Below are 18,982 nucleotides of genomic sequence, written 5' to 3'. Positions count from 1 at the left end.
AAGCCCCCGTGCGGCGGGTAGGCCGGGCGGGGGCGTGATTGGTTACAAGGGGGCCCCTGTGCCGTGATCAGCGCAGGGGTGTGCGAACGGCGCCCTGCGGGTTAGGCGCAGGACTCTTCGAGGGTGAGCAGCCGGGCAAAGACGCCGTCGGCGCGGCGGCGCTGGGCAGCAGCCATGTGGGCGGCACGAGAGACCGCGCGGTGCGACCACACCTGGTGAAGGTGGAGGGTGTGAAACGCGAGGATCAGCCGGACGATCACGCTCGGGCACAGGCCGGACAGCCAGTGCAGCGCGAGACAGCGAAGGCGCTCGATCAGAGCCCGGATGAACAGCCCGGGGGCCGCCGACCGGCTGGCGAAACAACTCTGGCAGGATGGCGTGGGACGGAAGGTTGAAAACCGCATGACCCTCCGCTTTCCCGCTTGTTACTCACTGGTGCGCAATTCGCACCGCAGTACTTAAACACGGCGTAAACCCCGATTGGCCGTGCCGTAACCCAAATCCGCCGCCGGAACGAGACCCGCTCGGCCGCCCCCTCCTTTTGAGGGACAAGGGTGTGATCGTCGTGACCTCCGCGTGACCGCGACGCGATGTTCCGTGACCTGATCATGGGGGGGATCTCCCCTGCCTTATCCCGTCCGCGCCCAGGTCAGCCCAACACCTGGGCCCGCAGGTCGGCCGTCCGGGATAGGTAGGCGACGGCTTTCTCCAGGACCGCCGGGTCGTCGGCCAGCAGTCCCAGCGCGGCGTTGCACGTGGAGTGCAGGAGGCCGCGGGGCAGCCCGGAGACGTGGTCGTGGTCGACGACGAGCCGGCCGCCGGAGGCCGGGCCCTCGCCGCAGACCGGGCAGCGCCAACCCTGGGAGGCTCCCATCGACCGGTAGTCCTCGCTCGTGATCCCGTACGCCCGCCGCAGCCGGCGGTCCCGCTCGCGGGCGGGGTCGCGGGTCTGCTTCCTGCGGGTGGTGGTGCAGACCTGGCAGCGGGAGGCGCGGCCGTCGTCGCTGGAGCGGTGCCGGGGGAACCGTGCGAGCGGCAGGAGATCTCCGCAGTCGCAGCAGGACTTGACGCTCACCCGTCCCACCTCCTCAGAAGTCGCCGCCCTTGAGGCTGCCCCATGATCTTTTGCCGATGTCCGCGCTCGCGGTGATCGGTACGCCGTAGAGGTCGAAGTTCATCGCCTTCTCGACGGCCCGCGCGATGTCCTCGGCGTCCTCGGCCGGCGCGGACACAAGGACCTCGTCATGCACCGGCAACCGGAGGTAGCCCAGGACGCCGGCGTCGTGCATGTCGCACAGCGCCTGGCCCAAGCAGTCCCGAGCGGCAGACTGGACCTGGTAGTTCACGACCGCGTACGTACGGTCGCGGTCGAGCGGGAGCCGGCGGCCGGTCACCGTCGTGGTAACCATGCCGTTGGCCATGGCCTCGCGCTGCCAAGCGTTCGAGGCCTGCTTGATCTCCGGGAAGACCCGGTCGTAGGTGCGCATGGCCGAGCGGACTGCGTCCTCGTCGGCCCCGGTCATGCGGGCGACGCCGGAGGCCCCGCCGCCGAAGATCTTGCCGAAGCCGATGCCCTTGCACAGCGCCCGCAGGCGCCCGTCCGGGTCGTCCACGTCGCCGTAGACCAGGGAGCGGGTGTAACTGTGCAGGTCCTCACCGGCGAGGATGGCGGCCTTCATGCGTTTGACGTCCGCGAGTGCGGCCATGACCCGCATCTCGACCGCGTCGAAGTCGCACGAGATCATCACGTGGCCCTCGTCGGCCAGGATGGCGCGGCGGATCACGACGTCCCGGCCGGGGAGCGTCTGCAAGGCCGGCCGGGTGATCGACATCCGGCCCGTCCGTGCGGCCAGGGAGTGGATGAAGGGGTGCACCCGCCCCTCGACGTCCAGCGTTTGCAGGAACGTATCCGCGTACGCCGACTTCCACTTGCCCGCCCTCTTGGAGCGAAGAACCGCATCGGCCAGCGGGTTCGGGGTCCGGACACCGCGGCGTTCCCACGAGCTGTTGAGGTCGGCCAGGGCCAGCAGGACGGCCTTGTCGACGCGCAGCGTGCCGCCGGCGGTCCGTTCGGTCAGCGTCTCGCCCATGCCGAGGAGAGCGTCGGCCACCTGTTTGGGCGAGTTGATCGACTCGACGCCGTAGCGGCGGGCCTTGTGATCGAACTCCTCGGCCTGGGCGTGCAGCCGCTCGGACAGGTCCTTGGTGTACTCGGCGTCGCACAAGAGGCCCGTGCGCTGCATGTGGGCGCAGATGAAGGCGATGCGGTGTTCGTACTCCAGCAGTGCCGGCCGGATGCCCAACTCGGCGTGCACGCCGTTCAGGGCGTCCAGGAGGCGGGCGGTGAGCAGGACGTCGAGTCCTGCGTACGTCTCGTAGGTGGGGTGGTGAAGCGGGATGCTGGCAAAGCCCGCGGCCTTGGTGAGACCGAGGGTCCGGAAGACCCGGGTCAGGTCTTCTTGGGTGTCGGGGGCGGCCGGGTCGATGTAGTGGGCGGAGAGCGGCTTGAGGCCGGTGCCCACCCCGCCTTCCTGGGATTGGCGGGGGTCGACCAGGGTGGCCATGATCTTGGTATCGATGGTGCGCGGATACAGCTGTTCCAGCGGCACGCCGAGGTAGCGGTCCGCCACGAGCCAGTCGAAGGCAGCGTGATGGATGACGACGCGCGGCAGGTCGACAAGGACTCGGCGCGCGGCGTCGGCGAACAGCCAGCCGCGTTCGACAGGCAGCACCCACGCGGTGCGCTGGTCACCGAACTGTGCGAGGCGCAGCCGGTAGTCGGCGCTGAAGATATCCAGGCCGCTGGTCTCGGTGTCGAAGGCGACTGGGCGACCGGCCGCGATGTGGCCAGCCGCCCAGTCCTGGAACGCCCGCACGTCCTGGGCGTCCTCCACCACGTGGATGTCGACCGGCTCACCGGCGATGAGGTACCCGTGCGTGCGCAAGCGTTCTTTCCTTTAGTTATCGCCCCCGAAAATGCCGGGGCCCCGCTGTGCGGGTTTCGAGAGGTCCAGCAGGTTGCGGAATCCACGCGAGCCGTCGGAGCGCTGTCCTTCGACCACGCCGGGAAAGGTCCGCACCGCGTCGTAGAAGCGGTTGCGGCTCATGGGGTGCTTGATCCCGCATTCCTCGACCCAGGTGCGGTACCGCTCCCAGATATCCGGCCGACGCGTAAAGGCGCCCGGCTCGATGGCGAATTCCTCGCCGATGAAGCCGGAGAGCGGGTGTGAGGCGTCCCGATAGTGCGCGGTGCGCTTCTCGACCGACGGCGGGAAATCAAGTCCCTGGCCGTTTGCGTACTTGGCAAACCAGCGCACCGCGCCGGCCACCGCCCACGCGGCGATGCCTTCGCGTTCACGACGCAACGTGGTCGACAAGTGCCGGTCCTCCCGGCCCCGGAAGTCCTGTTCCCACGGGATGACGCGGACGCGCTGCCACAGTGCGGCGTCGGTGGCGTCCACGTCCGGGCAGTAATTCGTGTCTACCTGCACCAGGCAGGCCGGCCGGAACGTGATGTCGTGGCGAGCGTAGACGCCGCGCGCGCTGATGGTCTGGTCACCGGTGATGGCCTTCATCAGGGCTTGGTCGAGCTGCATCGAGGCCGGCCACTCGGAGCTGATCACCAGCCGCTTTCCGCGCAGGCCCACGATGTCCGCGCGGGGCCCGCCCGACTCCCGTCGGCGCTGGAACAGCGAGGCGTCCACGCGGTGTGCGGCCGCGCCGAAAACGTCCTCAAGGGTGCCGGTGAACGTCGTCTTGCCGTTGGTCGTCGGGCCGACGTGCATCACGAAGCACCGCTCGACCGACAGCCCGGAAAGTCCATATCCGACAAGTTCTTGAAGGAAAGTCGGCATGACCTCACTGTCCGGATGACATTCGCGAAGGAACCGTTCCCAGCGGGGGGCGGCTGCCTCCGGGTTGAAGTCCACGTCCACGAAGAACGTGTTCATGTTCTCCGGCCGGTGCTCACTCAAGACGCCCGTTGACAGGTCGACCATGCCGTTGCGGAAGGCGAGTTGGCGGGGATCGGCATCGAACTGGTCGACGCTCGCGTAGACGCCGGGTATGGAGGACAGCATGTCCACCATGCCGCGCACCCGCTGTGCGCTCTGGGAAAGGCTGACCCACTTCACCAAGGCGTCCGGGTTGATGTGCCCCGACTCCTTGGCCATCTCCGCCACAACGGCCCGCACGTCGGCGTACAGGGCTTCCTCCGGCACCTGGGCCCATTTCCGGCCCTGCCATTTGAAAACACCTGCCCCGGGGATCATGCGGACGTTCCCGCCGAGCTTTCGGTAAAGCCGCTCGGCGTTCCCAAGGTCGGTCAGGGGAAGCGGCCCCGGCTCCTCCGCCCCGGCCGTTGCATCGGCGGCGGGCTCGGGCTCGGCGGCCTTGACCGGCTGCGCCGCCCGCACGGCCCGGTGAAGACGGCCGGCGAACCCTTCGCGGTCCTGCTCCCGCCACTCGGTCAGATCCAGGCCGGCCGGGATGCCGTCAAGGCGGCGCACCATGACGCCGGCCCGCAGCAGGGCGCGCGCCAGGTCGTCGGTGAAGGCGTCGCCGGCCCGGTCGCGGTCGCCGGCCAGCACCACATCCCGGTCGCGCAGGCCCGCCGCCAGCTCGGCCACCAGCAGCTCGTTGCGCGCCAGGCCGGCCCCGCGTACGGCGACCGAGTCGTAGCCGGCCGCTGCGGCGGTCAGGGCGTCCGAGGGACCCTCGGTGATGAGGACGGTCTCGAAGCCGGCCCCGCCCCGAAAGACGCCGTACTTGGCCCACGTGCCACCGGCGTTGGCGAGGGAGACCCAGCGGGCCGGGCAGCGACCGGAGATGTCCCGGCCCTGGGCGCCGCGCGCGACGCCGTCGAAGCCGATCAGGGGGACGACCAGGCGCGGGAAGCGGGCGAAGGTGTCGGAGATGAACTCCGGGTACTCCGCGGCCGGCTGCCACCCGCCCAGCTCCAGGGCCTGGGCCTGCTGTGCGGTGAGCCCGAACCGCTCGGCGACGTAGTCGTAGACCGCGTCGCCAGCGGCCATCATCCGCTCGTCCAGCCACACCCGCAGCGCGGCGACCTGCGCCGACCCGACCGGCGAGAGCCGCTGTGCCGGAACGGTCAGGCCCTCCCCTTCGGCGTCGAAGAGGTCGGAGAACGTCAAGCCGGCCGCCTTCAACACATCGGCGGTCTTGCAAGCCGCGCGGCACACCATGCGCACCTTGCGGTCCTCGCCGCGCCAGATGCGCAGCGAGGGATGGTGATCGTCGTGGCCGGCGCACCGGGCCAGATAGCCACCGTCCGCGTGCTCCGAGACGTCCTCGAAGCGTGCCAGGATCGAACGGAACTCCACTTGCTTTCTCTCTCCTCAGTCGTCGGGGGCATCGACCCCCAGAAGCCGGGCCCGGACCCGGCGGAAGGTGCGCACGTCCATCACGGCGTAGCCGTCGCCCACGCCCTTTCGCGGACGCTTGATCAGCGCCACCCCGAACGGCGCGCCGGCGTTGTGTGCCTCGCGGTTGGCCTGTTCGACGAAGCCGGCGAGGTCGTACGCCTTGACGGCCTTGGCCTCGCCGGTGAACGGGTAGGCGTCCAGATCGCCGATGTCGTTCACACCGGTTTGCGCGTTGCGGCGTACCTGGGCGTTCCGGTCGGTCAGCCCCTCGTTGAGGTACGTCCGCAGGGCCGTTTCCCAGGCCGTGCCTTTGGCTTTGTGCGGGTTGGCCACTACTGGACGTGCCGCCAGGTCGTACCGTCCACGATGTGACGGGTGGCCCGCTCGGAGATACCGAAGGCGTGACCCAGGGTGGCCATGTGCGCGCCGGCCGCGGCGGCCGACCGGATGGCGCGGACCTTGTCCTCGTTCAGCTTGGCCGAGCTGTTGCCGGTGCCGGTGGACGGGTGAAGGTCGGGCAGGAGGGTGTCCTGGCGGAACGGCCATCGCATGATCTCCTCGGCGCTGAGCATGCGGCGCCCGGGGAGGGTGGTGCTGGTCAACCTGTCGATCTCCATGGGGTGTCGGTGGTCACGGGCCCGCCGCGGTGGTTCCTCGACGCGGCGGGCCCACGGAGGCACGTCTGGGTGCTAGAACGAGGCCCCGGCCGGCTGCACGGCCTTGTGGACATCGATGACGGGCTTGCGGTACCGCACGTCGATACCGCTCTTGGTCTGGAACTCCACGAGTTCCAGACGCAGCGTGCAGACCGCCGGGCCGCCGACGGCTTCCAGCTTGTTCTCGACCTCGTGCAGGACCTTCACCAGCTCCCAGGAGCCGGACACGAAGCGGAACCGCCCGAGGGCAGGGTGATCGGCGAGGGAGAACGTCACCTCGACGGAGGGGGCCGGGCCTCGACCGGTCTTGGCCGCCGCCTTGCGGTCGGCCAGCAGTGCGGGGCAACCGCACGGGGTGCCCTTGTCCTCCTCGGGGCTCAGGAACTCCACGCCGTCGCACTCGTGGATGGGGCCCTGCCGCCCCCAAAGGACCATGCGGGAGCGGATGGCCTGCGGACCGTCGATGATGACCTTCACGGCGTCGGCTTCGGTGAGGACTTCCAGCCGGTCCTCCGCCGAGGCCTCCCACTCCTCCGGCCGGCCGCCGTACGCCTTCGCGACGGCATCGGCGACCTCGGGGTCGCCGGTGGTCACGCGCCAGGCGCTCAGCGATTCCGGGCGGTTGCCCGCCATCCGGCCCGACCGGAACCGCCCTACCGTGTCGCTGCTGAATCGCGGCTTCGGCCGGCTCTCGGGGTCGGTCTCGAAAATGCGCAGGCTCAAGTAATTCTCCGTGCTCTGACTTGCGTTGATGAGCGGAGAGGGGCGCACGGCGGCTCAGCCGGGCCGGCGCGGCCCCTCTCTCGGAGGGCTTGAGTTCGGGCGAGGTACACCCCGCTCAGCGGCGGGCCCCGGTCACCAGCCAAAGCAGCACGGCCGAGACCAGGGCGAGCCCCACGACCGGTTCGAAGGTCACCGGGCCGCCCGGCGCTGGGTGCCGGTGACGAGGGTGGAACCGCCGGACATCACCGGTTTGCCGATGACCACCTTCGACCGCTCCCGCTCCCAGTCGAACGTCTCTCGCAGCGCGAGGAAGTGGCCGAAGACCTCGTCGGAGATCTCCACCGGCTTGAGCGCCCACTGGTCGGCGGTCACGTGCAGGACCGCGCCGGCCTCGCACCGGGGCATCGAGTGCTTGACCCCGTCGGCGTCAATGATGTGGTCCGCCCGCGCGTAGGCCGTCAGCTGAAGGGAGACGTCCGCATAGGTATCCTTCGACGTCTTGTAGTCCAACATCACCGTCTCGCCGTCGATCCGGCAGATGGCATCAAAGGAGCCGGCGTAGACGTGCCGGTCGGACCAGGCGACATCTTCCATCCGCAGGAACTCCGGCTGCGCCCGGTCCAGGAACTCACAGAAGTGCGCCCGGTACGGCTCGAGGTCGGGGTGGACGCGGCGGACGACCTCCCCACGGGCCAGGCGCTCGAAGAGGTCGTGCGCGTCGGAGCCGAGGGCGGCGCGCTGCTGCGTGTACCTCCTCGCCGCGCCCTTGAGGTAGTCGACCGCCCCGTCCGCGTCGTTCAGCGCCAGGCCCACCACGGAGCCGAGGTTCTGCACCGCGCACTCGGCCGTCATCTTCGCCTGCCAGAACGCCAGGAACGGCTTGGGCAAGCACGAGATGATCGAAGTGACTCCGGGGACCTTGATGCCGCTTTCGGGCTGCACGTAGAACCGTGAGCCGCCCCGCATGATCGTGTTCGCGCCTGCCATCGCACCCTCTCCGCAGCCCCGCCGGCGGCGAGGTCGTCGTCCTCTTGCGGAGGGCTTGAGTTCAGGCGGGGTACAACGCCGGTAGCGACAGCAGAAAAACCGCTGTGGGGGCCTTCTTTCCTTATACACGGACAGGGAAAGAAGGTGCACACAGCAGCCTTTTCGCTGTCCAGACTGCGCCGGGCCGGCTGGCCACCACTCCAGGCAGACACCGAACGCGCAAAGGCCCCCGCCGCCGGCCCGAAGGACCGACCACGGGGGCCAGAGGGTGGACGTCAGCGCGCCCGGTTGATGGACGGAACGCCGTCGCGGTAGCCGGGCACCTCAGCGCGTACTCGGGCATCCGCCGCCCGCTGCTCGCGCGTCTCGCGCGGCGTTACCGCCGCCCCGGGGCTCTCGTCCACGGTGTTCAGCACGTTCTCGGCGGGCACGGCTCGCAGGAGCTTGATCAGTAGGTGTCGCATCGGCTCTTTCTGGTCTGTTCCAAGGCCGCGTCCACCTGGCGGTGCAGCGCAGCGAGTGTTCCGTTGTTGTTGATCAGCAGCTCCCCGTGGTGGAGGGGCAGCCGCTCGGATTCATGCGCCGCGCCCGGGAACCCTGGCCGGTAGACGGACCACAGGGTGAAACCGTGCGCGACCAGGGCGTGCACCTCGTTCTCGAAGCGGACGTCCGGCACGACGACGGGGCGAGCGTCCCCCTCCCGGTACGCGGTGTCGGCGTTCCAGAGCAGCACGTCCACCCAGTGGTTCACGCTGATGTGGTGACGTACGCCGTCCGTGCCGAGGCGTTGCAGGAAGCGCCGGGCTTCGGGATAGCGCTCCTTGACCGTCTCCCAGCCAAACAGGCGCACCGCCTCGGCGAGGCGCAGCGCGCCGCCGTCCCGCACTTCGCGGGTGATCAGGGGGTCTATCCCGAGGGCCATGTCCTTGAGCGGGTCGGCCAGGGCCACGCGCCGGAATCCGTACGCTTCGACGAGCCGTGCGGCCACGGTGTCCTTGCCGCTGCGTGCCCGTCCGATGATCCCGATTCCTCGCACCCTTCCCCTTCCCTCGGCTGACGCGAGGGTTGAGTTCGGGAGGGGTACAGCTCAGCCGGGCCGGCCGCGTCCCTCGGCCTTCATCGACATGGTGGGCAGGAGCGCGGTCGGCCCCTCTGCGGAGCGGTCCGCCTGGGCCAGGACGGCCTCGGCTTCCTCGCGGAGCACCGCGCGGTGGTTGGGGGTGACACGGGCTCGCGCGCCGTGGCCGAGGAACAGCGTCACGGTGGCCACGACGGCACCGACCATGGGTTCGGTGTGCTCGATGCCGGCGAGTGCGGGAACCCACGCTCCCAGCAGGGAGAGAGCGGCCACGACGATGGCGCGCACCATCACGGGGTTGTCTCGGATGTCGTCTCTGATGATCATGCCTTTCCGGTGACGCGGATGGCCTCGGCGACGACCGCGCCGAGGGCGGAGACCCCGGCCAGGGGTGCGGCGTAGCGCCACCGTTCGATGGCGCGTAGCCGGGTCTCGTGGTCGGCGAGTTCCGCGGCCGTGGTGGTCTGGGTCTGGGTCAGCCCTCGGACGTCATCGCGCAGGCCCACGATCTGGTCGTAGATCTCGCGGGCGGAGATGCTGACGCCGAGGGAGTCGCGTTCGTTCATGCCGCCGTCACCGGCTCGGGCACGGCGCGCGTCAGCTCGGCGCGCACGGCGTCCTTCTTCGAGGTGGGCTTGACCGGGTGGAAGGTGATCGAGCCGTCCGCGTTCTTCTCCATGGTCCACAGCCCCTCGCCCAGGGGATCGGCCGGCGTGGGCTTGGCCTTCTCCGGCGGATCGGCCGGCTTGGCGGGCTTCGGCTGTGCCGGCTTCGCCTTCGTGGGGGCAGGGGCCAGGAGCTTGCGCAGAGAGACGGGTCCGGGGATGCCGTCGGCGTCCGCGCCGGTGAAACCGAGGGATCGCTGGAAGTCGGCGTAGTTGCGCTGGTCGGTCTGCGACCAGCGGGGGCCGGGGCCTTCGGCGTAGTGGCGGCCGAAGCCCTTGTCCACCAGGGCCTTGCCCAGGACAGTGATGTGCGGTCCATACGCGCCGGATCCGTACTCGTGGCCGTCGATGCTGACCCGGTCGGCCGACGTCTCGTCGTGATCCCGCCGGTGTGTGTCGGGTGTCGGCGGGGAGGGCTTGTCCGGAGCGGGCTTGGCGGTGGCCGGGACGGTCAGCTCCTGGCCTTCCGTGATCCGGTCGGGGTGGTCGATGCCGGGGTTCAGGGAGAGGAGGGCGGAGACGGTGGTGCCGCACAGGGCGGCGATCGCGCTCAGGGTCTGCCCGCGCTTGACGGTCCACCGGCCGGGGTCAGCCGGGGCGGTGTCGCTGGCGAGGGTGGCGAAGGCGGGGCGGCCGAAGCCGAGGATCATCGACCGGGGGCGGGTGCGGTAGTACACGCCGTCGCCGTTGTTCTGCGAGCCGGCTGCGCCGCTGGAGGTGTTGCCCTCGACCGTCTTCACGCTCGTCCCGGGATCGGCGTCGGCCAGGACGATGCCGACGTGATAGGCGACGCCGTCGCCGTTGTGGAAGAACACCACGTCGCCGGCCTTGGCCTGCGCCTGTGCGCTGTACCACTGGCCGCGGTTCCTGAAGAACTCGACGTGCGAGGGGCAGTAGGCGAACTTCCCGACCGCCGCCGCGTTGCCGGTCCGCTCGGCGCAGTAGGAGACGAACATGTCGCACCAGGGCTGCCAGTTCATCGGATACCAGCGGCCGAAGACGGTGTCGTTGTTGCGGCCTTCCTTGTACTTCTGGTCGGCCCACTTCCTCGCTTCGGCGAGGAAGGCGTTACGGGAACCCAGTGCGGGGCTCCTCCTTTCGAAATGAGGATGACTCGGCCAGGGCCCACATAATTCGCAACGGAGCCCTGGCGGTCAAAAATTACCTGACCCTGCCTCCAAATAATGCCTTGAGTGCCAGCAATGCACGCTCTCTAATCCGGGGGTCCGGATGCGTGACCGCCGTTAGCAGCACTGCGGTGATCGCTGCCAGAAACCCCGTACCCGGTAGGGCAGTTGCCATCTCCATGGCAGGAACGTAGCGCGACCGGTCCGCTGTGCGCAAATGGCAACCTTATGCATATGGCTCCGCCTTATGCATAAGGTCAGCGCGGATTTCCGGAATACCGGAAACAGTAATCCAGAAATTGGCAGGCTAAACGAAAGTGGGCGCCCTGTCGACCTTTGCCAGCTCCTCGTCGCTCAGGTCGTCCTCGCCCAGGGCGGTGACGGCCGGCACCCAGAACGAGGCGCTTGAGGTGTCGGTGGCGGGGGTGTTGCCGCGCAGGAAGAAGCGGTCCGCGCCGTCTCCCTCGGACCAGCCGGTGCGGCCGGGCCAGCGCCAGAACCACCGGAGGGTGCGATATTTGATCGTGCCCATGCCGGGGACGTCGTAGGACTGCATGTCCCCGGGGCGGACCACGGCGCAGGGGTATCCGCCGGTGTTGTGGGTGGTCTTGCCGGTGTTCGTCTTCAGCTCGACCTGCCAGTCCTGGGCGGAGAACAGGCGCGCTTCCACTCGCAGGATGGGTTTGTTCATGCCGGAGATCGGCACTTCGGCAAGGTCCACCCAGCCGGGGCCCTGGAAGCGGTGGGCGGAGCCGGGGTAGACGGCGACCGACTGGAACCGGTCGGTGCGTCCGCCGCGCGGGGGTGTGCGTTCCAGGTCGCGCAGCCGGCGTTGGAGGTCGGCGAGCTGGTCGACCAGGCTCGGCTCACGGACGAGTGAAGCTCTCCGCATCAAACAGCTCCTCTTGGCACAGGGACAGCTCGCACCGGTCCGAGCCGTCCGCGTTGACCGCCACGCGCACTTCGGTGAGCACGTACGAGCTGTCGATGCGCATGAATTCGTTGGCTGAGACGAGACGGAGTTTCTGGCCCATGTTCGGGTCGAAATGGTGGGGGGTGTAGACGTCGGGATAGGTCACCACGCGCGGGGTGACGATGCCCGTGGTCCCGAAGTGCAGGGCGGTGTCCCCGTGGAGATCGAGGGTGCTCTGGTGCTTGATCGATCCCATGACGTTGACGACGTCGCGCTGCGGGAAGAGCCGGCGCAGTTGGGGGTTGTCGCGGCGGGACCAGACGCCGGCGGTCTTGTCGCTGCCGCTCGCGCCGATGGTGTAGGCGGTCGTCGCGATGTTCTCGCCGTTGAGGAACAGTTCCTGCACCTCGCACGTGGTGCCGTCCACCAGGTCCGGCAGCGGTACGCCGTCCGGGTCGCTGGCGGTGCGGGGCGTGCGGTCGACGGTGTTGCGGATGTCGTGGCGCAGCTCGGTTCCCTCGTGGGCCCGCCATGCCGCACTGCGGAAGAAGAACCCGCCGATGTTGTCGGCGAGGTCCTGCATGACGTCCAGCGAGGGTTTGAACTCGTTCTCCAGGAACGACAGCTCGCGCTTGCGGGGCATCGCGGTGATGGCCGCGGTGCTGGTCTGGATACCCCACTCGGCGCGCAGGGCCATGCGCTTGAGGATGTCGGACTGGAGGTCGCCGCCGGCCTTGGTGGACCATCCGCCGTAGGCGTGGTTGGTCTCGTAGTACGACAGGAAGTCGCGGGCGGCCAGCTCCAGCGTGCGCTCCTCCAGGTCGACCCGGAGGTTCCAGACGATGCCGCCCCAGACCATGAAGCCGTCGCGGACGATGCCCAGGACGGTACGGAACGGCTGGATCGCCGGATACCGCAGGCGGGCGTCGTCCAGGGCGGCCAGCGGGATGGTCACGTTGGCCTCGGACGGCTTGTCCATGGTGCGCCGCCAGCCGACGCTGACGAACCGGGGCGAGGCCCGGTAGACGGCGCGCCAGCCCCTCTGGCGGAAGCTGTCGGGGTGCCACCCGGTACTGCCGGTTCCCCGGGTGAGGTCGAGTGCGGGGTCTCCGTCGGGGACGAATTCGTACAAGCGGGCTTCGTAGCCCGATTCGGTGACCGCCAGGGCGGCCCCCTTTCGTGCGGGTGGTGCGAGTGGATCAGCGCTTGGGGTAGGCGACGGCGTGCAGGTAGGTGACCTGGTAGCCGGTGCGCAGGGTGGCGCGGGTCTTGCCGCCGGCGTGCAGGCCGGCCAGGGCGCGGACGACGACGGGCACGCCGGCGGGGGCCTCGAACTGCGTGGCGACGTCCGCCCCGCAGCCCTTCGGCGAGCGCTGCGGGCGGGAGGGGGCGCGGAAGACGGTGGCCAGCTTGGTCTCCGCCGCCGCGCCGAGCTGGACTCGGATCTCGACGTCTGCGGAGGCCGGGGGCTGGTCAGGGAAGTCGCCCCACCACGAAGCGGTGAGTTCGACCTGGCGGGCGTACGGCGTGGGCTCGAACCGGACCTCGCCGAAGAGGGTCCAGCGCAGGTGGCCGGTGACGGTCAGGCCGGGCTCGGCGTAGTCGCTGCGGAACTGTGCTCCCGGCGTGCCGACCGGCACCCAGGTGCCGGCCGCCGTCCGCGCGTAGTCGGTGCCGGTGGCAGTGTCCAGGTAGAGGGTTCCCGGGGCCGTCACTGGCCCTCCCTCGGGTGGAGGGCGACGCGCAGGTAGGTGTCGTGCGGCCGGTCGGGGCTGATCTTCAGGCGCATGCCGGTGGTGTCCTGTCCGGCTTCGGAGCGGTAGGTGAAGTCCATCGCGTAGGTGACGGAGGTGCCGGCCGGGACGGGATGCATGGTGACGGTGTCGGTGCCGCCGGCACTGGTCCAGGCCGGGGCGCGGAACATCACGGCCAGCTCGTTGGCGCTGCCCTCGCGCACGCGCAGCGAGACCGACTCGGGGGTGTCGCCGGAGAACGCGGCCCAGGCCATGGCCTTGATGACCGCCACCCGGTCGTACGCGGCCGGGGCGATGGTCACGGAGGTGAGCGGCGTCCACCGGCCCTCGTCGGCCCCGGTGAGCGTGACGGCTGCCGGGAACGCTTCGGCGCAGGTCATACCCCGGCCGACGCGCTGCCAGGTGCCCGTCCGGTCGGCCCAGTACCGGTCGCCGGTACAGGTGTCGGTGTACCGGGTTCCAGGGGTTGCTATGTCGTGCTCCCTTGGTCGGGGTAGGCGGTGGCGCGCAGGAAGGTGCCCGGTTCGGTGTCCTCGACCTTCACGGTGCACACGCCGGTGCTGCGGGGTTCGATGCCGTTGCAGTGCCCGATCAGGCGGTAGGTCGCCGACGCGCCAGTCGGTAGCCGGTCGTAGGTGGAGACGTCCGCGCCACCGCCGTCCGGCCAGCACGGCTCCCGGGTGGCCTCGCCGACCCGGCCGGCCAAGGTCCGGCCGTCGGCGAGCCGGACGTCCCGCGTGATCGTCGTGGTGGTGCTGTTGACCCGGGTGGTCTTCCCGGCTCCGTCGGAGTGCCAGGCGATGGCAGCGTCCACCGACACGATCCGCGCGTACGGCGCGGGCGGGACGAGGAGCGAACCCAGCTCGACCTCCGGAGAGGCGTTGCCGGCGTACCCCATCCGGAAGGCATAGCGGTTGTTGTCGATACGGGCCTGCGCGCTGAACGGGCGGCGCTCCGCCAGCTGCCACCGACCGTCCTGCAGAGCGGTGTAGACGGTGCCCGCTCGAGTGTCGACGTAGGTGGTGCCGGGCGCGATCGCGTCAGCCATTGCCACCGCTTCCGGTGGCAGACGGCGCGACGGCGTACCCCGGGGGCGGCCCTTCGCCAGCCATGACGAGATCGGCGGAGCCGACCTTGAACGTCTTGCCGGTGCTCCCGGACTCGGCGACCCACAGGGCCCCGTCCTTGGCGTACAGGACCGCGCCGTCCTGCGGACGGTCCGGGGCGGCCGCGCAGGGGCCGAGGGTGACGACGCCGGCCGGGGTGACCTTGAACCGCTCGGTGGTGATGTTCTGCTTCACCACCAGGTCGCCGCCGACGGTCGCGCCGGTGTTGGCCTCGACCGTGCCCGTCTCGCCCTTGGCGCCCTTGAGGCTGCCGAGGAACGCCCAGTCGCCGCCGGCCTTGTTGAACAGGCCCATGGTCGCGGTGTTGATCCACTGGTCCCCGTTCAGGCCCTCGGCCTTCGCCGGGTCCACCGTGGCGGCGTAGAACTTGTTGCCGTCGCGGTGCCAACCCTCCTCGGTGCGCACGAAGCGGTTGCCGGTGGAGAAGTTGGTGTACTGGGTGCCAAGGCGGAAGCGGGCCAGCTCGGCCGGCGCGGGGTCCTCGCCGCGCGCCGGGCCGGTGCGGGTGACCAGGTACTGCCCCCACCCGTAGACGTACCGCTGGTCGTAGTCCGGGGGCAGGTTGAGGGTGCCGTCCGGGTAGCGGCCGAACTTCGCGACGACCAACCGTCGCCCTTCGCCCGTGGCCGGAGGGGCATCGGCGGGGAGCACCTGGGGCACCAGGGCGTTGCGCCAGTCGCCGTGGGCGATGTCCTCGACGTACAGCATGACGTAGCCGGACTGTACGGACGCCGGCACCGGGACTTGCAGGGCGGTGTCGGACTCCACCCAGTACACGCCGCCGGCCTCGTCGCCGTCCTTGATCCACGCCCGGCCCGGGGCGAGTGCGATGTAGCCGGGGCCGTGGAGGGCGGACAGGGACGGCTCGAAGCTCTCGCGGCTGTCGAAGCCGGCCACGAAGTCCTGCATGGAGCCGAACATCCGGCGGAAGCTCTGCGCCGGGTAGTCGGCCTCTTCCTGAAACGCGACTGTGATCACACGAACCTCCCGGGCTGCCACTCGACAAAGCCGCTGCCGGCCCCGTCGTAACTCGTCTTGCTCTGCTCGATGGAAACCTCCACCGTCCGGCCGGCCTCCGCCCGCCCCCACTGGGTGAGGGCCGGCGCGACGGCCGTTCCCGCGCTCGCGCCGTCCGCGTAGTGCGTGAGCGCCGGAGGGCCGGTCACGGGGACGTCGAGCACCAGGCGCTCACCGGCGGTCAGCCGGAACGGTGTGCCGTCCGGCCACCGCTCGACGCCCATGCGCCCCACGATCTGGCCGGCCTCCTTGAACACCAGCACCGGCCCTTCGATGGGCCCGCGGATCTCCGCCCGCAGCGCGGCGGTGTCCATCGACCCGTTCGTCAGCATCGCAGTGCGGGGCGGCCCCCAGCCGCCGTCACGCGGGATGCGCAGCGGCATGCGCAGCGCGCCGTGCCGGGTGAAGCGGTAGCCGCCGCGCTTGAAGTCGGTGGAGGCGGCCAGTTTCTTGCGGATCGGGCGCACGGCCCGGATCCACGGCTCGGTGCATTCGAGCTGCACGTCGACGAGGGGATGGAACTGTCCGTACGTCTCGTCAATGCTGGTTTCCCGCTTGCGGACGCGGCCGGCGACCTGGGCCCAGGCGCCTTGGGCGACGCCGGGCAGGCAGAAGGAGAACGGCTGCTCGTTGCGGGAGTGGGTGAAGGCCGCGGCGACCTCGCCCATGAGGAGATCGAGGTGTTCGGAGTCGTCGGCCATCACCCGGAACGTGATGCTGACGACGCGGCCGCGCATGTAGTCGCGGCCGGGCAGCATCCCGTCGTAGTTGACGAGTTCGAGGTCATGGGACTTCACGTCCGGCATGGCGGCGAGCCCGTCCACCTTCACCGGCAGGAGCGGGGAGTCCCCGCCCAGGAGCACGCCTCCGTAGGTGAGCGTCCACGGCGTGCCCGTGAACGGGATGCGCGCCGACTTCATCGTTTACCGTCCAATCCGCAGCTGCCATGCGACCTCGCGGCCGATCTCGCGCGGGTCGGCATTCGTGCTCGCGTTGATCGTGATCGGCCTCTCGGTCCTGTCCGTCTTTGCGTCCCGGTGCTTGTCGCGGTTCTCGTCCGCGCTGCGGCCGGCCTTGCGGCCGAAGTCGCCGACCAGGGAGCGGGAGACGATCTGCTGGAGGGGCTGGAGAGCGTCCGCGATCGGATCGCTGTACCCGATGGGCGACGGCCCGAAGTCGGGCAGGACGGGCAGGGCCATGAACGGCGAGGGGGCCGCGTAGCTCATGGGCATGGCGGCCAGGGACATGAAGCTGGAGAACGGCGACATGACCGCGTCCTTGATGCCGGAGATCACGCCGCCCACGGACACCGACTTCAGGCCGGAGATGAAGCCGTTGACGACGTCCTTGCCCTTCTGCACCAGCCACGATCCGGCATCGCCGATCGCGCCGAGGACCTTGTCCTTCAGGCCCCGGCACCAGCTCACCAGGTCGCCGAGCTTCGAGACCGCGCCGTCCTTCGCCCGGCCGAACCAGTCCGCGAACTTCCCCGGCAGCTCGCCGAGCTTCGCGCAGGCGTCGCGCACCCAGCCGACCGCGCGGGAGACCGCGTCGGAGATGGCCTGCCAGATCGTTGCCGTGACGTTTCTGCACGCGTCCCAGGCGGACGAGACCTTGTCCTGCACCCACTGCGCGCCCTGCGACGTGGCGTTGGTGATCCACTGCCAGGCGGAGCTCACCTTGTCGGAGCACCACTGCCACGCCGCGCCCGTCTTGTCCTGCACCCACTGCCAGGCCGCCGGCACCTCCGTGCGCACCCAGTCCACCGCCGTGGCGATGGCCGAGCGCATGGCCTCCCAGGCTTGGGCGAAGAGGTTCAGGGCGCCCATGGTGGCCTGGAGCCCGGAGACGAACTGCATCAAGATCCACGATGCGAGGTCGACCAGGAGCTGCATGGCCTCCGGGTTGTCCGTCAGCGCCCGCATCACCCCGCGCAGGGCCTCGGCGAGGGTGTTCAGCGCCTGCGGCGCGAAGTCGGCCAGGGAGACCAGCAGATCGGCGAAGGCGCTGGTGACGACCGACAGGAAGTTGATGAAGGCGTCGAAGACCTTGGACAGGGTCGGCGCGTTCTGCGCGAGCTTGTCGAAGAAGTCCCCGACGATCCGGCCGAGTTCGGCGAACCCCGTCGAGACGTGCTCGACGAAGTCCTGCATCCCCGACTCGTTGAGCGCCTTCGTCAGGCGCGGCAGGAGCTTGTCCGCGAAGCCGGTCAGGCTGCGGACGAGGGGATCGACGTACTGGGTGCCGGCCTCGAAGAAGGACCGGAACATCCCCCGGGAGGAGCCGAGCCACCCGCGGATGTGGTCCAGGGCGGCCTTGACCGGCCGCTCCATCACCGAGGCGGCGTCCGCGAAAACGGACTTCGCCTCCTTGGCGACGGCGGAGAACGACCCCTTGAGCTTGTCGGTCCCCAGCGCCAGAGCAGCGATGCCGGCGGCCATCGGCAGCAGCGGGACCGCTGCCAGGGCGGCGACGGCGACCAGGCCGGCACCCGCGACGACCGCGAGGGTCATCAGCGAGGCGACCGTGGCCATCACGGCCACCTGCACGCCGCTGCCGATCGCGCTGCTCGCGGCCCCGGCTGCGCCGGCGATGCCGCTGAAGGTCTGACGGCCGCCGGCCAGCAGATCGGAGAAGCCGGCCCGTACGGAGGTGAACGCGGTGCCGAAGCCGGCCGCGATCATCTCTCCGGTGCCGGAGAGGAGCTGCCGGGCGCCGTCGACCGCGCGGCCGACGTTGCCGAGGAAGCCCCGGTCCACCCGTGCCTGAATGCGCACATCGCGCCGACGGGTGAGCGCCAACAGGCGTGCCTCGGCGCGCCCGGCGTCCACGTCCGGGCGGATGGTCGGGGTGATGCGACGCGCGCGGCGGGCCAGGGCGTCCAGCCGGCCCCGTGCCGTGGCGTCGTCTACGTCCACATGGACACGCACTCGCGCCTGCCGCTCGATGCGGTCGAGATACCGCTGGAGCGACTGGTAGAAGTTGCTGGTGTCCGGGAGGACCTTGATATGGACGCGGCCGCCTTCGGGCCCGCCCGGCCCCCCACCTGCCAAATGGTGCTCCTTGCTAGTTGACGATGAAGGGGGGCGCCTCCGGCTGCTCCTTCGAGCGCTCGGCGACCACGGCCGGGATGGCGACCGACGCGCGGAGGGGCGCGAGGTGCGGTGCGCGCGGCCGGTCGCCGGCCAGCGCGGAGGCGAAGGGGTTCGAGGCCCGCTCGGCGGTGCCGGCCGCTTTGCCGGGGCGCGGGTAGGGCGTCGGTTTCTCCAGGGCCCCGGGTCGCTTCGCGCGCTGCGCGAGAGCCACGTAGGTGTTCCACTGCACCGCGTCCACCAGGTCCGCGAGGATGTGCGCGTGGACGTCCCAGCCGACGGCCTGTCGGCCGCCGAGGAGAGCGGCCATGACGGCCGCGTCGTCGGGAAGGTTCTCGACAAGCGCCAGGACGGCGCGGGCCGACATCTCGCCCCGGAAGTACGCCAGCAGGTCTAGCGAGTAGAATCGGCGCAAGTCCGCGTAGATGGCGGCCCCATGCTCGTCCAGCAGCCTGACGA

22 protein-coding genes are annotated in these 18,982 nt (G+C 70.0%); all 22 read right to left on the bottom strand.

Features of this window, described 5'->3' with window-relative positions; translation table 11 throughout:
• Positions 1-101: 101 nt before the first annotated feature.
• Positions 102-404, bottom strand: a complete 303-nt coding sequence (locus ACOTKD_RS13760) for a hypothetical protein (RefSeq protein ID WP_424889205.1) — start codon at positions 402-404, stop codon at positions 102-104.
• Between the two features lie 245 nt (positions 405-649).
• Positions 650-1,075: an endonuclease VII domain-containing protein gene (locus ACOTKD_RS13755; protein ID WP_424889204.1), complete on the bottom strand. Its 426-nt coding sequence runs from the start codon at positions 1,073-1,075 to the stop codon at positions 650-652.
• 13 nt (positions 1,076-1,088) lie between these two features.
• The gene (locus tag ACOTKD_RS13750; protein WP_424889203.1) at positions 1,089-2,945 is read right to left on the bottom strand and encodes a DNA polymerase; all 1,857 of its coding nucleotides are present in this window, start codon (positions 2,943-2,945) and stop codon (positions 1,089-1,091) included.
• A gap of 12 nt (positions 2,946-2,957) precedes the next feature.
• Positions 2,958-5,342, bottom strand: a complete 2,385-nt coding sequence (locus ACOTKD_RS13745; RefSeq protein WP_424889202.1) for a phage/plasmid primase, P4 family — start codon at positions 5,340-5,342, stop codon at positions 2,958-2,960.
• A 15-nt stretch (positions 5,343-5,357) separates the two neighbouring features.
• A complete protein-coding gene (locus ACOTKD_RS13740; RefSeq protein WP_424889201.1) occupies positions 5,358-5,717 on the bottom strand; it encodes a hypothetical protein in 360 nt (119 codons plus the stop codon).
• Complete coding sequence (locus ACOTKD_RS13735; RefSeq protein ID WP_424889200.1) at positions 5,717-5,986, bottom strand: hypothetical protein; 270 nt, start codon at positions 5,984-5,986, stop codon at positions 5,717-5,719. Before ACOTKD_RS13735 ends, ACOTKD_RS13740 begins: the two co-directional genes overlap by 1 nt.
• An 87-nt stretch (positions 5,987-6,073) precedes the next feature.
• Positions 6,074-6,763, bottom strand: a complete 690-nt coding sequence (locus ACOTKD_RS13730; RefSeq protein ID WP_424889199.1) for a hypothetical protein — start codon at positions 6,761-6,763, stop codon at positions 6,074-6,076.
• A gap of 189 nt (positions 6,764-6,952) precedes the next feature.
• On the bottom strand, positions 6,953-7,750 hold the full coding sequence (locus tag ACOTKD_RS13725; protein ID WP_424889198.1) for a hypothetical protein: 798 nt from the start codon (positions 7,748-7,750) through the stop codon (positions 6,953-6,955).
• 275 nt (positions 7,751-8,025) lie between these two features.
• Positions 8,026-8,214: a hypothetical protein gene (locus tag ACOTKD_RS13720; protein WP_424889197.1), complete on the bottom strand. Its 189-nt coding sequence runs from the start codon at positions 8,212-8,214 to the stop codon at positions 8,026-8,028.
• On the bottom strand, positions 8,199-8,786 hold the full coding sequence (locus ACOTKD_RS13715) for a hypothetical protein (protein ID WP_424889196.1): 588 nt from the start codon (positions 8,784-8,786) through the stop codon (positions 8,199-8,201). The genes ACOTKD_RS13720 and ACOTKD_RS13715 overlap by 16 nt, the downstream gene beginning before the upstream one ends.
• Before the next feature lie 51 nt (positions 8,787-8,837).
• Positions 8,838-9,155 (bottom strand): hypothetical protein, encoded by a 318-nt coding sequence (locus ACOTKD_RS13710; protein ID WP_424889195.1) that lies wholly within the window; start codon positions 9,153-9,155, stop codon positions 8,838-8,840.
• On the bottom strand, positions 9,152-9,394 hold the full coding sequence (locus tag ACOTKD_RS13705) for a hypothetical protein (protein WP_229347652.1): 243 nt from the start codon (positions 9,392-9,394) through the stop codon (positions 9,152-9,154). Before ACOTKD_RS13705 ends, ACOTKD_RS13710 begins: the two co-directional genes overlap by 4 nt.
• Positions 9,391-10,473 (bottom strand): peptidoglycan-binding protein, encoded by a 1,083-nt coding sequence (locus tag ACOTKD_RS13700; RefSeq protein ID WP_424889194.1) that lies wholly within the window; start codon positions 10,471-10,473, stop codon positions 9,391-9,393. Before ACOTKD_RS13700 ends, ACOTKD_RS13705 begins: the two co-directional genes overlap by 4 nt.
• Before the next feature lie 454 nt (positions 10,474-10,927).
• On the bottom strand, positions 10,928-11,512 hold the full coding sequence (locus tag ACOTKD_RS13695) for a hypothetical protein (RefSeq protein WP_424889193.1): 585 nt from the start codon (positions 11,510-11,512) through the stop codon (positions 10,928-10,930).
• The gene (locus ACOTKD_RS13690) at positions 11,487-12,665 is read right to left on the bottom strand and encodes a hypothetical protein (RefSeq protein WP_424889192.1); all 1,179 of its coding nucleotides are present in this window, start codon (positions 12,663-12,665) and stop codon (positions 11,487-11,489) included. Before ACOTKD_RS13690 ends, ACOTKD_RS13695 begins: the two co-directional genes overlap by 26 nt.
• A 67-nt stretch (positions 12,666-12,732) precedes the next feature.
• On the bottom strand, positions 12,733-13,248 hold the full coding sequence (locus ACOTKD_RS13685; RefSeq protein ID WP_424889191.1) for a hypothetical protein: 516 nt from the start codon (positions 13,246-13,248) through the stop codon (positions 12,733-12,735).
• Complete coding sequence (locus tag ACOTKD_RS13680; RefSeq protein ID WP_424889190.1) at positions 13,245-13,667, bottom strand: hypothetical protein; 423 nt, start codon at positions 13,665-13,667, stop codon at positions 13,245-13,247. Before ACOTKD_RS13680 ends, ACOTKD_RS13685 begins: the two co-directional genes overlap by 4 nt.
• 89 nt (positions 13,668-13,756) lie before the next feature.
• Positions 13,757-14,335 (bottom strand): hypothetical protein, encoded by a 579-nt coding sequence (locus ACOTKD_RS13675; protein ID WP_424889189.1) that lies wholly within the window; start codon positions 14,333-14,335, stop codon positions 13,757-13,759.
• Complete coding sequence (locus ACOTKD_RS13670; RefSeq protein ID WP_424889188.1) at positions 14,328-15,392, bottom strand: hypothetical protein; 1,065 nt, start codon at positions 15,390-15,392, stop codon at positions 14,328-14,330. Before ACOTKD_RS13670 ends, ACOTKD_RS13675 begins: the two co-directional genes overlap by 8 nt.
• Positions 15,389-16,351 carry a hypothetical protein gene (locus ACOTKD_RS13665; protein ID WP_424889187.1) on the bottom strand — a complete coding sequence of 321 codons (963 nt, stop codon included), beginning with the start codon at positions 16,349-16,351 and terminating at the stop codon, positions 15,389-15,391. Before ACOTKD_RS13665 ends, ACOTKD_RS13670 begins: the two co-directional genes overlap by 4 nt.
• A 3-nt stretch (positions 16,352-16,354) precedes the next feature.
• On the bottom strand, positions 16,355-18,484 hold the full coding sequence (locus ACOTKD_RS13660) for a phage tail protein (RefSeq protein ID WP_424889186.1): 2,130 nt from the start codon (positions 18,482-18,484) through the stop codon (positions 16,355-16,357).
• 13 nt (positions 18,485-18,497) lie between these two features.
• Complete coding sequence (locus tag ACOTKD_RS13655) at positions 18,498-18,938, bottom strand: hypothetical protein (protein ID WP_424889185.1); 441 nt, start codon at positions 18,936-18,938, stop codon at positions 18,498-18,500.
• Positions 18,939-18,982 lie beyond the last annotated feature (44 nt).

This window comes from Streptomyces sp. XH2, assembly GCF_049725035.1.
Classification (GTDB): Bacteria; Actinomycetota; Actinomycetes; order Streptomycetales; family Streptomycetaceae; genus Streptomyces; species Streptomyces roseoverticillatus.
Note: the sequence above shows the minus strand (reverse complement) of the source record. Positions and strands in the feature narration are given on the sequence as shown.

Coding starts and splice junctions, on each gene's coding strand:
- ACOTKD_RS13760 (WP_424889205.1), bottom strand. CDS start 404: ATGCGGTTTTCAACCTTCCGTCCCACGCCATCCTGCCAGAGTTGTTTC.
- ACOTKD_RS13725 (WP_424889198.1), bottom strand. CDS start 7,750: ATGGCAGGCGCGAACACGATCATGCGGGGCGGCTCACGGTTCTACGTG.
- ACOTKD_RS13720 (WP_424889197.1), bottom strand. CDS start 8,214: ATGCGACACCTACTGATCAAGCTCCTGCGAGCCGTGCCCGCCGAGAAC.
- ACOTKD_RS13710 (WP_424889195.1), bottom strand. CDS start 9,155: ATGATCATCAGAGACGACATCCGAGACAACCCCGTGATGGTGCGCGCC.
- ACOTKD_RS13705 (WP_229347652.1), bottom strand. CDS start 9,394: ATGAACGAACGCGACTCCCTCGGCGTCAGCATCTCCGCCCGCGAGATC.
- ACOTKD_RS13700 (WP_424889194.1), bottom strand. CDS start 10,473: ATGAACTGGCAGCCCTGGTGCGACATGTTCGTCTCCTACTGCGCCGAG.
- ACOTKD_RS13695 (WP_424889193.1), bottom strand. CDS start 11,512: ATGCGGAGAGCTTCACTCGTCCGTGAGCCGAGCCTGGTCGACCAGCTC.
- ACOTKD_RS13680 (WP_424889190.1), bottom strand. CDS start 13,667: ATGACCTGCGCCGAAGCGTTCCCGGCAGCCGTCACGCTCACCGGGGCC.
- ACOTKD_RS13675 (WP_424889189.1), bottom strand. CDS start 14,335: ATGGCTGACGCGATCGCGCCCGGCACCACCTACGTCGACACTCGAGCG.
- ACOTKD_RS13665 (WP_424889187.1), bottom strand. CDS start 16,351: ATGAAGTCGGCGCGCATCCCGTTCACGGGCACGCCGTGGACGCTCACC.